At 43.1% G+C, this 13,990-nt stretch carries 6 protein-coding genes; all 6 read right to left on the reverse strand.

Annotated elements, in window-relative coordinates; all coding sequences use genetic code 11:
* Nucleotides 1-143 precede the first annotated feature (143 nt).
* The 6 genes from NBH15_RS16090 to NBH15_RS16115 all read right to left on the reverse strand — a co-directional run bounded on the left by NBH15_RS16090 (nt 144) and on the right by NBH15_RS16115 (nt 13,756).
* Nucleotides 144-3,605, reverse strand: coding sequence for an SUMF1/EgtB/PvdO family nonheme iron enzyme (locus NBH15_RS16090; RefSeq protein ID WP_250823056.1), 3,462 nt, complete (start codon nt 3,603-3,605; stop codon nt 144-146).
* 6 nt (nt 3,606-3,611) lie between these two features.
* Complete coding sequence (locus NBH15_RS16095) at nt 3,612-6,497, reverse strand: sugar phosphate isomerase/epimerase family protein (RefSeq protein WP_250823057.1); 2,886 nt, start codon at nt 6,495-6,497, stop codon at nt 3,612-3,614.
* A gap of 176 nt (nt 6,498-6,673) precedes the next feature.
* Nucleotides 6,674-7,237, reverse strand: coding sequence for an RNA polymerase sigma-70 factor (locus NBH15_RS16100; protein WP_250823058.1), 564 nt, complete (start codon nt 7,235-7,237; stop codon nt 6,674-6,676).
* Between the two features lie 368 nt (nt 7,238-7,605).
* Nucleotides 7,606-9,228: a RagB/SusD family nutrient uptake outer membrane protein gene (locus NBH15_RS16105; protein WP_250823059.1), complete on the reverse strand. Its 1,623-nt coding sequence runs from the start codon at nt 9,226-9,228 to the stop codon at nt 7,606-7,608.
* A gap of 12 nt (nt 9,229-9,240) precedes the next feature.
* On the reverse strand, nt 9,241-12,636 hold the full coding sequence (locus tag NBH15_RS16110; RefSeq protein ID WP_128133988.1) for a TonB-dependent receptor: 3,396 nt from the start codon (nt 12,634-12,636) through the stop codon (nt 9,241-9,243).
* Nucleotides 12,637-12,757: 121 nt separating this feature from the next.
* Nucleotides 12,758-13,756: a FecR family protein gene (locus tag NBH15_RS16115; RefSeq protein ID WP_250823060.1), complete on the reverse strand. Its 999-nt coding sequence runs from the start codon at nt 13,754-13,756 to the stop codon at nt 12,758-12,760.
* Nucleotides 13,757-13,990 lie beyond the last annotated feature (234 nt).

Below are 13,990 nucleotides of genomic sequence, written 5' to 3' on the forward strand. Positions count from 1 at the left end.
ATAGCCTTTTCACTTTTCAAAAGTATACAATTTTCCTTACATTTCTATCCTACTCTCAAAGCATAGGTGTTTTACAAACGAAATAAGGGACTTTCGTCGATGAAAGTCCCTTATTTCGTTTGTAAAAGATATATGTTTTATTTTCAATCCTCAATGACCAGGCGAAGCCCTACATTATTCACTTTCTGCCAGGGCAGATAAGCACGGCGGGCTGTTGCCGTTGCATCTTTCGGACGGTCTACCCAGGAACCACCACGGGCAACTACCTGTTTAGCTTCCAGGGTTTCCTGAGATTTGTCATTATAAGGATACGGAGCATAGATCGAACGGGTCCATTCCTGTAAGTTTCCGTGCATGTTGATCAGGCCGAACGGATTTGCCTTATAGGTATATTCTTCCGTCGGGATCATCAAACCGTCGTTGACTGTATCAACTTTCGGCATGTAATTATAATACGAGAACCAAGGATTATCCTTCTCCATCGGTTGGGGATCGATACCCGTAACGGCCATCTTTTCCAACTGTACATCGGCCAGGTTCTCATACGGTCCGAAGTTTGCGTCCATAGCACCATACCAGAAAGGCTGGTCACTACCACCACGGCAAGCCCATTCCCACTGGACTTCGGTAGGAAGCTGCACGTTCAGACCGGTCTTTTCTGAAAGCATCCGGCAATAATTCACCGCTTCCTCATAACTTACACGAATGACCGGTTGGTTCGGTTTATTTGCCGGATAACCGGGGGTCGTATGGTCTTTCCAGAACTGTGCGTAGATACGGCTGTCATGATCGGGAACCAGTGCATTATATTGCTCATTGGTCAGTTCCTTCTCAGACATCCAGAAGCCTTTCTTCACTTCTGCCTTGAATTCGGGAGCCTGATCCGGATAACCGTTATTCGTACCCATCACAAACTTACCTGCCGGGACACGGACAAAGGCGATCTTCACGCCATCGGCAACCTCTATTTCTTTGCGTAACGATTTTTCTTTCGACAACATCTTCTGAATATCGTCGGCAGACAAAGGCCAGCCTTTCATCTTTACCTCTTTATGCTTGACAGGAGCAACCTTTTCCGGCAATTCGGGTTTGATCTCTCCCTTGCTTTTCAGCAAACTTGCATAATCAGCCAGTTCCTTGCGCCAGTCGGCACCGGCACCGTTCGCATACTTATTGGTCAGTTCAAGGCGACGGCCGTACTGTTCGTATCCATTCAACGGATCAGCATCAAATTCGCCACGTCCCGGAGCGTTCATATCGATCCACATCGTGAGATGATCCCATTCGTTATCAGTCAGTTTCACATTGTAATGGCCACGTTCCAACATACGGACGATTTCGCTGGTAGAAGCATGATATTCGTAGGGAGTCATCACATACATATCCGCTTCCGGTCCCTGCCGGTTTACGTACGGATGGAAGGCCAGGTAACTCTTCTGGAAATAACGCGTACCGCTCCAGTCGGTTATACCGACCGAGGTCGTATCTTTAAAGTTCGGCCGGCCGGCTTTGCTTCCATCATGGCAAGCCACACAGGCACGGTCGAGAATCGGTTGTATCTCATATTTAAAGGTATAAGAACGGACACCACCATCGGCAATCTTCAATTCATGCGGCTTACGGGTAGATGCAGCAACCCTTTTCGGAACCGGAATGGTGTTCTGGTCTTCATGGCAGCCCACACAGGATACCACTTCGCCCGGCATACCGGTCAGCCAGCTACGCATCCACTGCACGGCACGTCCGTCCGCATCGAGCGGTTGGAGGGAGACAGGCGTATTGGCCGGAATTTTAAAGATAGCAGAACCATCCTCTTCTACCGGAACGGTTCCCAGCAGACGCTTGATATCCCATCCGGCCTGGATACCGTGATTATAATGGTCGGACAGCGTTCTGCGATAAGCATATTCATACGCATAGACACGGAATGACTTGATCTGTCCGCGGGGAACGCCTCTCAGTCCTTCCCCCTCATAAATATCCTGGATAAAGACAGTCGCTTCCTTTTCATTCGGTTTGATACGATCCGGGATTGCCGGAGGAACCGGAGTACTTTTCACCGGAACGGAATAGATCATACCGGCATCGTCGGCATTGGCAACTAATGTCAGGTTATCATAAATATCCACCAGATAGATTCCCCAACGGCTGTACGGAGACAGTTTGGCCGTTACCAGGAAAGTCTCGTCGGTCAGCGGATACGGTTTGATGAATTGCGGCCACACACCGTTTACCAGTTCATCTTTTACCTCCGGAATAATCGGACGGCCACGAAACGGCAATTCCTGTATCATACCTTTCTCTTCCTTACGGCTCTTTGCCGGATCGAAAATCATCAGACGGCCGGAACGGGCTACCCCGTGGTGACCGGAGATAACACCGACAAAACGGTTCGTCCGCTTCGGCAGCGGCTGCACGTCGAAGATACTGTTCGGGAACATGGAACCGCTACCATATAACGATTTCTGTTCGGTTCCGTCCGGATTCATATGCATCACGATACGGGAGAAATAGTGAGTCAAATCCGTATATTCCCAACGGACATACATCACCTTACCGTTTGCCATCACCACCGGATGCCAGTTCGCATCCTGGTCGAATGTCAGACGGCGCAGGTCACCGTTACTGGGATCATATAAAACCATATTACCTACCGCATCACTACCGTTTACACAAGGTACGCCCTGATAACCGATATTGGAAATCGCCAGCATACGTCCGTCGGGCAGATAAGTCGCATCAAAGAACTCCAGGTCAGGCTCCGGAATGTTGGTTACCTGTTTGGCATTGCCGCCTTCCAGATTGATTTCGTGCACCTGCCATCTGCGTGTCGTATCCAATGCTGTAAACATCAAGCGTTTCCCATCCCAGTTCAACACCAGGTCGGTCACGGAGGAACCCTCTACAGCCGGTTTATAAACAGTTTTTTCCTGAAGGTTTCCGCTTTTCAGGCCGGACAATTCCACCAGTTCCGCTTTAAAATTCTTACGGCTGGCAGAGCTAAGATTCGACCAGTTGTTCGGCTGGATACCCAGGCTTCCGGCACCGACAAAGTTGGCCCGTTCTCCAAGATTGAATTTAACAGTCAACATCTTATCGACATTCACATCCGGGCTCATCAGCATCAACTCGCGTTTCAGAGCCAACGCCTTATTAGCCTTGTCGAGTGCTTGTTGATCTCCAGTATAGATTCCGGCAAAACCTCCGGCCAGCAGAGACTTCAATTCATTGAAACGTTTTTCAGCCAGATTTGCATCAAAACCCGAACTCTTTTTCATGATACCCAAAGCCTCCTGAATAGCTTCCGGTTTCATCCATTCCAGTTCGGCCTGTATTTCCAGTACGGAAATCAAACGACCGGCCAGACTCTTATAAGCCTGCATCTGTTCGGACGGTGTAGCCAACGATGCAACCTTGTTCAATTCAGACTGATACCAAGAGTTATTCTTCAACTCTTTCAGCATAGCATCCAGGCCTTTCTTCGTCCTGTTCAGCTGTTCGGACGTAACTTCTTCTTTTGTCTCACAACTCGGTTGTGCAGATAACACGCTTCCCCCCAACAGGTAGAAAGCCATACATCCTGTAATCAATAATTTCTTCCACATAGGTGATTATTTTTTAGTAACAAGTTTGTCTAATTCTTTTCCGTCCAGATACTCTTCATCCTGCGAATTATACAGGCCATCCATTATATAACGGGCATCCGGGAATGCAGATAATATCTTACGTATAGTTTCTGTCTGCCCGGATTTATAAACCGGAGCATTCGTATTCCATAATTGATTGTGAATATCTTTTTGGGGGACGGAAATAAGAAGATCCTTTATATCCATCTGTTTCAACCGGGAAAGATTACCGTCCAGGTTCGCTTCATCGTTCAACAACAAAGATAAAGCCGGAGCCAGGGTAAAGTTCGGACGGTTCACCTCATTCACCAGTTTCTGCAACCCCTCTATGGTATCCGGGGTACGGGAAACAGCTTGTCGCAATACCAACCGGATATTCTTTTCCGCAGCATAATCAGACAGAACCTGGAACGATTCTTTCAAAGAAGCATAGAACTGTTCCATCGTATAATTATTTTCAATGGTCCGCTGGGTAGAAATCAATAATTCATCGGCACCCAATATTTCCATCTTATCAATAACACGCTTCATGATATCCATGCTCTTCTGATAGAAAGGAGGATCATTATTTACGATCCTCAAATCAGGATACAGATTCAATCCGGAAGTCAAATCTACCGTTATTTTCAATTTCTGGCGTCCCAACCAACCGGATTCATGCTTCAACGTTTCTTTTTCCTTATTATTCAGATAACGCCAGTCAATCACCACACGGTCATAATGTTCGAAGAAAGTCGGACGCGACAAAATCTCTTCCTTTACATCCGAGATATTGCGTAAAACAAGCGAACGCCCCGTAACATTCGGTACCGGGGTACTTTCCGGCATAACGGTTATATCCGCTTCATCATTCAACCGGACACGGAAAACGCGCACATTACCGCCGGCAATCGTATTGGAGGTATTTTTACCGAAGGAGGTATTCACAGCCACTTTAGGCGTATATCCAACGGCTTTCATTTCCGAACAGTCTGTCGGTAATTCTTTGATAAAAACAATCTTTCCGGTCTTTGTCCGGATGGAAAACTCCTTCGGTGTCCAATGTTCGTTGGATATCAGAACAGTATATTCGCCATTGCCTCTGGAACAGGTTACAAGGCTCAGTTCCGGGTTGGTTTCGAACAGTTGTACGGAAGAGAAAATATCTCCCATCAATGCTTTCACATGATTTAATATCGGGTAAGGTTTATCCAGCGGCATTTCTTCCTTCACCTTGACAGGAAGTTCACATTGCGGTTGTTCGGTAACACCGTAAGGTGATGCGATAACAGTAATCTTTCCTTTTCCGGCATTCAACTCGATAGCGGCCGGCAGTTCGTTAGATTTTTGCAGAATTGTCGCAAATGCCGGATAAATCAGTTCTGACAAGGTATAAGGAACACGCTCGTTTAACGACTGTCCTTTGTAAATCACCGGACCTGAGCACACGGTCGTTTTGTTTCCGGCACGGACACCGGCAATTCCGTCCGGCATGTTTTTCAGTGAACCGGCAGTGATAATCAGATGTCCTCCTTCATTCACATAAGTTTCCAGTTTATCGTTGATTTCTTTTCCCGGACGAAGCTCATCGGCAATGACCAGTACCGGATACTGTTGCAAAACCCATTGCGGCGCATCACTCATCAGGCAATCGGCAATATCGCCATAAGGATTAGGAGCTATAAACCCTCTTTCATCTTTATAATAGGAAGCATCCTGATAGCCGGGATATAAAATATCGAGCATCCCGTCCGTCAGATAATCCGGCAACTCATACGGCAGATTTCCCCACACTTTATAAGCCTGCCTGGAATATAGATGACGCGGGAAAGACCAGCCGGAAAAGAAATCGGTCATCAAAGCAACCGGTGTATACATCACACCCGGATCACCGTATTTATCTACCCATTTAACCGCACTTTGCTGTATCTTACCGATAGGACTCAGCTTCTTGTCGTCTATCCGCATGGACCCTTCGAAACCGACAGCCACACAATCGTACATCAAATGAGTATAGATCAACCGTTTCAGCAATCCGAGTGAGGTCCCTTTCAACGGGCCTCCACTGTTATAGTCATCATCTATGCCGGTAGCATTCGAATCGTATGTCTTATATCCCCAACGGTTCCATACGGAAGCATTACCAAACCAGTTAACGCCATATTGCTTACCGGCTCCGCGGATAAAGGAATAATAAATCTGCGAGTTAGGCAATCCCTGGGCCGTTTCCGCCCCTATCAATGTATAAACTCCTTCTTTCAGGAAATAATGTCCAAAGTTCAGGGAGACAAGAGTAGCCATTTTATTCCCCAGCTGATCGCCCATTTCCTGGAAATGACGCTGGAAGTTAAAGTATTGTTGTTTACGGTCTGCACCCAACGGATACATTCGCGGAGCAAAGCTACCGACATACCGGCCATCCTGTTCACCGTTATCCATGCCCAGCCAACAGTCGCCCAGTTCTTTCTCAAAAAGATCGAGTACGCCATTGGGAATAACGAACTGCGTCCAATATCCGCCAGGCCCCGAACCCGGAATATATCCCCAAAGGTCAAACAGATACAGGTTTCTTTTCTTTATCTCGGCAACGACTTCTTTCAGATTATCCTGAAAAACCAGCGGATAGGAAACCCACAAGATATCCCCGAGCTTATCCTTATCCACCCACTGATCGAGTTTTTGTTTATAATCTCCGGAAAGGTCACGAAGTGCTATAAATTGAATTTTGTCATGAAAGAAAGAAGCATCCGGCGATTTCACATGATGACGTTGATAATCGGGATGGCGGGACGGGGTCATCTGATAGGGATACAGTTTAATACTGTTCTGTGCAAACGATCGGTCAGGACCTAGTAATCCTAACAAAATAATAAGCGTAAGAATCTTTTTCATAAGTATTTATATTGTTGTCGCGTTAACAAGCCTACAACCGATAAGCCGACCACTTCTTATCGCAACAAAGATGCATTTATATTTTGACATAATATTACTATTCGTTCATAAAAAAGCTAATAATCTATTAAATAGATTACATTTATAGGCTAATGCTGATAATTTCGCAAAACGAACTAATCCAGAGAAGCCGGCAGATATTCTTTCAAAACCTGGCGAAGTTGTGCCAGTGCTTTCTTCTGATACAATTTCACCGCGTTTACAGAGACTCCCATTTCTTCCGAAATCTCCGCGTAAGTCAGATTTTTATACCGACTGAGTTCAAAGACCTTTTTATATTGAGGGGGTAAATCTTTCACCGCTTTATTTACCCGTTCTATCAGTTCCTTGGAAAGAACATAATCGAGCGGGGATTCATCCAGTGAAAATAATGTATTCTTTTCTGCAATATTATCATCGATTTCAATATACTCAGGTTGATTTCGTCTGAGATACGACAAACATGCATTATGAACAGCTCGGACCAGATAAGCCCGGATAGAAGTTGTAATGACCAACGTTTCCCTGTTCTCCCATAACCAACGGAAAACATCTCCTACAATCTCTTCGATTATGTGTTTTTCCGTGATGTAAGAACGTGCTTCATAGCAAAGAAAAACATAGTACTTTTTGAATAGGCATTCAAAAATTTTATGGTTTCCTTGTTGCAACTCCACTAATTCATCACGAGTATCCATCATAACACAATAAAGACATTGCTATAATTCCCCGTATCACTTTAAAGATCAACATAATACACACCACATAAAGTTTTAGTAAAAACCATGTGTGACTAGAAAAAACGGTCATTTTTTCTAGTCATTTTTCATGTTGACCAGACAAAATCAATTCGGACACCTAAAAGTACTAAAAATCTGTGAGATACCATCTATTTGGCAGCATAAAAATCAAAAGATTTTCTTGAAAAATAGTGACTAAAAAAAACGGTCGTTTTTTTTAGTCACCATAGTACATATGTAAAGCGATTAATTTTCAATAGCAATACCCAATTTATGGAATAAAAGAAATTTATTCATCCGGCATTGTCTATCACTGTTAACGAATTGGTTTATTTATAATTCGGATCCTGAACCAAAACGCCACCGGCTTTATCAATTTCACTTTGTGGTAATGGGAAATAATAGAATGCCGGCTTAAAGACCTTTACATAAGTTGGCAAAGCAGGGTCTGACGCACCATTCACAAGTTTGTCCATTAACTTCCATCGTTTCAGCTGAAAATAGCGATGACCTTCAAATACAAATTCCACACGCCATTCGTTACGAATACGTTCACGCATCTGATCTTTTGTCAGACCAGCAGGCAACTCCGGTTGACCGGAACGAACGCGGATCTGATTAACCGCATCATACACTTTCTGCGTCGGCCCGTTTGCTTCGTTTTCTGCTTCAGCAATCATCATCAAAACTTCGGCATAACGTAGAATGATAACATCGGCATCGGAAATCGTCGAATAACTCGGCATTTCTTTGGTCGGCTGAATCAACTTCATCATACCAAATCCGGTTTGCATCTGATTGGTAACTGTCACCGAACCTCCTTCTTGTCCATCCATCGAGAAATCAGCTTCGCCACTATGGCAAACCGTTTCATACAAACGGCGATCGCGATTTTGGAACAATTTAGCCCTTTCTGCTTTATTGGCATCTCCCAATTCTCCAGTAGCCAGTAAAGATTCATTGACCGGGACAGTCAACGGAGATTCACCCCATTTCTGACCATCTGTACACTCGAATGCATCTACCAAATCACGAGTCACACCGCAAGTAGTCCATGCTGCATAATACAAGTCCATACTATGGGTTGTATTAGGAGCCAAGTAACGAACGGAGAACATAATCTCAGGAGAAGCCAGTTGCATGGAAGATATAAAGTTATCACGCATCCGATCTGCCAAATCATACCCCTTGATTGATTCCAGCAAAGACACAATTTCCCCCATTTTAGAAGGATCTGCATTTCCTTTATCATCGTAGGCTTCGGCCAACATCAAACGAGCCTTAAATGCTTTCAAAGCACCCGGAGAGAAATATCCGGACATTTGAGCATCAGAATAAGGTTTGTCCGGCAAAGCGGCGATGGCATCATCGAAATCTTTCATTATCTGAGCATAAATATCAGCACGTGAAGCTTTTGGCTGATACATGTTATCCATTGTCAAAGACTCTGTAACCAAAGGCACTTCCCGATAACACTGGTACAACCAAGAATAAAAATAGCCTCTCAATGCTTTCGCTTGCGCAAGCATAAAAGATCTCTCGTCAGCAGACATATCAGTTCCTTGATAAGCATCCAGGTTTTCCATTAACAAATGGACACGAGCAATGCCTCGATAGCAATGATTATACATATAAGTGACATACCCGGAAGTATTCGGATCCAAATCACCTAAAGCAATCGTCTTAGTCTTACCGTAGGTATCCTCATCATGCTGGCAAATGGAGTTGTCAGTCAGGTTATCAAAACAAGCCACGATCTGCGACATAACTCCCGGCCATTCATATACCATAGAAAAACTACCAGCCAATGCAGATTGGAAATCACTCTTTTTCTGCCAGAAAATAGACTGTGAAGGTGATGTAGGAGGATCTTTCTGTAAAAAATCACTACAAGAAGTCGTAGAACCCACCAACAAAGCTGAAGCCAATATAATATTTACTATTTTTTTCATTGCATTCTACTTTTAAAATTCAACATTCAATCCAAATGAACAAATTCTATTCTGCGGATAAACAGCAGCACGTCCATCTCCTTCACGTTCTGGATCCAAACCATAAAATTTTGTAAATGTCAATAAGTTATCTCCTGAGAAATAAACCCGGACTCTCGACATCTTTACTTTATCCGTAACTGATTTAGGCAAAGTATAACCGAACGTCAAATTCTTCAAACGGAAATAAGAAGCATTCTGTAGCATATAAGTGTTTGATCTGGTATTCTTATTTCCGCCCAAATTATCAAAATACAGACGCGGATGCTTAGCATTATACGGATTTTCTTCCGTCCACATGCCTTCTACATATTCACGTGTCGGAGCAGAACCTTGGCGGAATGGATAAATTCCCCACTCATTTGTATACCATTTCTTACCCGAAACACCTTGTCCTTGCAAAGACAAGTCAAAACCTTTCCAGCTAGCACCAGCATTTACAGAATATTCAAATCCGGGGAAACGTCCGGAAATAGGCACACGGTCATTGTTGTCAATCACACCATCATTATTCTGGTCCTTATATTTCAGGTCACCTGGCAACGTATTATCATTAAACTGTTTCGGTGAATTTTTCACTTCATCTTCCGTCGCAAAAATACCGATACACTCCAACATATAATATTCATTATAAGGAAGTCCTTCTCTTCTCAAATTATAACCGCTGATTTCTTCCGCACCAAACTTAGTCAATTTGTTTCTTGAACGGTCAAAATAAACACCGGCATTATATTGCAAACCTTTGAAGACACCATCCGTAATCATGTTGTTATAATTGAAAGCAATTTCAAAGCCCTTGTTTTCCACTTCCCCATTATTGACAGTCGGAGCATCCAAACCTAAAATACCTGATACTTGGGAAGAGCGCAAAATGTCTGAAGTCACTTTCTTATACCAGTCAAATGTCACATTCAATCCATTGAAAACCTGCAAATCAACGCCAACGTCGGTAATTGTAGTCGTTTCCCATTTGATATCACGGTTTGCATACGCTTTCTGCTGATAACCCACTGTTTCTGTTTTCTTATCAAACGGATAGTTAGAAACACCGGCAATCATTGCCTGATAAGGATACAAACCAATGTTTTGGTTACCCAACTGTCCCCAAGAAGCACGAATCTTGGCATTATTCAACCAATTCAGATTCAAATCTTTTATAAAATCTTCTTCGGTAATACGCCAACCGGCAGAGAATGACGGGAAGATACCCCAGCGATTTTCTGAAGAGATACGAGACGTACCGTCATAACGCATATTTGCTTCAAACAAATAACGTTCTTTAAAATTATAGTTCAGACGGGCATAAACAGACTGAATAGCCCATTCTTCCAACGTACCCGAATTCGACCAATTTGCATTAGAACCAGCATTGATTACCGGTAAATCGAACGCATACTCTTTCCGAAATGCCCGTACCGTTTCATACTTTTCAGACTCTTGGCTATAACCTACCATAATATTAAAGTTATGATACTGGTTCGGAGTTGTAAAATCATACTTCAAATAGGTATACAAATTCGTATAAAAACGACGCTGGTCTTCTACCGTCAAACCGTTTGCTCCTCTATCCAGATAACCGGTTTGTTCACCTGTATGATAATCATAAACAGGGACATCAGATCCTCCCCATTCCTTCCATTTGTTAGATTGTAAGCGAACAGCACCTTTCGTGTACCAAGTCAACCCTTTAGCCAAATTGATATCCAACCACAATTGAGCATTCACATCGAAATCCTGATAATTCTTATTCGTACCCGTGCCAATGATAGCCGGCATATTTTTATTGTGAGATTCGTGCGAATAAGCAGAACCTGTCCAACGGGTCATCCCTGAACCATCGTCAGGCAACCACGGCATGTAAGTCGGGGCCTGTGACAAGGTTGACAACAACACGTCACTTTGTCCCTGACGAGGTTCATCACGATCACCATACATCAAATTGGTATACGTTCCAATCTTGATAAAATCCGTAATTTGTGAAGTCAAATCGACCGTTGCATTATACTTTTGATAATCGAAGCCTTTCAACGTACCCGGCTGGTCTACGAAATTCAAAGCCACATTATATGTAGTCTTTCCTGCATTGCCAGCGATCGACAAATTATGGTTTTGAACAACAGCCGGATCAAACATATAATCCAACCAATCAAAATTAGGATATTGTGCGCTACCACCTCCATTCCGGTAAGCATTGATCTGTTCCTGGGTATAACGTTCTCCGGCACCGGAATTCTTCTTGGCTAGATTATACAATTCCATATATTCGGCAGAATTAGTCACCAAATCATACATACGGGTCGGATTATAAATAGCTACATTGCCATGATAAGCAATATGCGCTTTGCCATCCCCTTCTGCCCCTTGTTTCGTTGTGACAAGGATCACACCATTGGCAGCACGCGCACCATAGATAGCAGCAGAAGCAGCATCCTTCAATACCGAAACACTCTCAATCATGCTCGGATCCAGGTTAGAAATACTGCCCGGAACACCATTTACCAATACCAGCGGATCGGAACCGGCATTCGAGAAAGTACCCTGGCCACGCACACGGAAAGTGGTTGCTTCAGCACCCGGTGCCCCCAACCCCTGGTTAACACGCAAACCCGGAACTTGTCCTTGTAACATGGTTGCCGCATTCGTAACCGGACGTTTCGTCATTTCTTCACCGGTTACAGCCGTTACCGCACCTGTCAGATTCAATTTCTTCTGCGTACCGAAACCTACTACAACGACTTCATCCAAAGCCTGTGAATCTTCTTTCAAGATAACAGAGATAACCGACTTATTTCCAACCGGAATAGTTTGTTCTATATAACCTATATAGGAGATCTTCAATGTAGCTCCGTCAGGAACATCCAATGTAAAGTTTCCGTCCACATCTGTAACCGTACCGATTGTCGTTCCATCCACAACTACGTTTGCCCCGATAACAGGTTCATTGTTTGCATCCAAAACACGACCAGTGATCCGTTTAGTCTGTTGCATCACTGACTCCGGTCCAACTTTTCCGGCACGAGTAATCACAATATGACGATCGTTGATTTCATACCGCACATTCCGTCCGTTAAACAACACAGCCAATACTTCATTGATCGATTTGTTGTTCAGGAAAACAGATACTTTTTCATCCAGATTCAGGTCTTTCACATCCAGACTGAATGAAAATTCACTTTGGCTCTTGATGGATTCAATAGCCTCGCGGATCGTTGCATTTTTAAGATTTAAGGAAAGCATATGTTCAGTCGCATACGTGCTTGCACTTAATGTAAGCGTTCCGGCAACAAGAAATACACCGGCAAGATTGGCCAGACGTCCTGCTCTTGTAGCCAATAAGTCCTGAACAGATTTTCTAAATGTTTTTTTCATACTTCACTTGTTTAAGATTTAACTTTTAATTACTTAAGAAATGGGGTATCTACGGTTATTACCCCTTTTGTTAGATTTACTTTTACTTCATTCACATTCATTTTAAAGATTAGACTTAATGTTATTTATAAATTCTAATAAGTTCCGGCTTTACCTCATATTTGAATTTATTTCCAGAGGATAATATTTCCAAAACTTTTTCGACGGTTACGTTCTCTTGAAAATCCGAATAGTAAACTATTCTCTTCAAAGATTCTTTCTCTATCCGGACAGGTATATCATATAGGCGCTGCAGTTCTTTAGCTATTTCTTCCAACGGCACTTTATCAAATGTCATCGCTCCGTTCCGCCAATTCTCTATATGGCTGGCATCCACCGAATCGACTTGCATTGCCAGGTCTGCTTTCCTTAATGTGAACCGTTGGTTCGGTTCCAGTACGACCGGGGCGGCATCGGCCAGAAAATCTCCGACCCTTACCGCTCCTTCCTTGAGGGTTACTTTCACCTCTGAGTCTTCTTCATAGGATTTTAGATTAAATTTTGTACCAAGCACCTTAACTGACAAATTACCGGTATTCACAACAAAAGGTAATTCTTCATTCTTGCTTACTTCAAAATATCCTTCCCCCGATAATGCCACATTTCTTGATTCCTTCGCAAAATTCGAATCATATTTAACTTTACTTCCGGCATTTAACCAAACAACAGAGCCATCCGGGAATGTAACTTTAGATTTTGCCCCAGCAGGAACCTCTACTACATATTCTTTATATTCCTCAACCGCTTCCACTGCCGTTTTCTCCGATTGCCATAAAAAGAATAGAGAAGAAATACCGCAGAGCAAAAAGACAATCGCCACAGCAGAAACTCTGAATGCATACTTATAGAAGTTTGTCCGGTTAGATGATTTATTTTCCTTTTTAAATTTGCTAATAGCTTTTTCTACATTAAAATCATCCGCATTAGATACAATACCGCCTGCTTTCCAGACAGCAACCGTATCATGGAAATAAGTTCTGTTCTCCGGAGCTTCTTTGATCCATTGCCGTAAAGCGGCATGACCTTCAGCATCTAAAGTGCCATTCAGGAATGATTGTATGTAATTGTCTATTTGATCCATTTATTCCAATTAAAAGTATATGAGTTCCTCACTCATTTAATAAAGGCGCAGAAAAAAGGAAGGAGGGTATATGAAGCACTACTTTTTTTATAAGAAAAACGAATATCCCGCAAAAACTCGTTTAAAACGAAAAAATGCTTAACTGCATTCGGGATTTTGTCAATTTTATTTATTTGGATGATCTGTCATTGGGATAATGAAATCCAGGATATCAATATATACATTATTTTCCGT

The organism is Parabacteroides caeci, assembly GCF_023656795.1.
Taxonomy (GTDB): domain Bacteria; phylum Bacteroidota; class Bacteroidia; order Bacteroidales; family Tannerellaceae; genus Parabacteroides; species Parabacteroides segnis.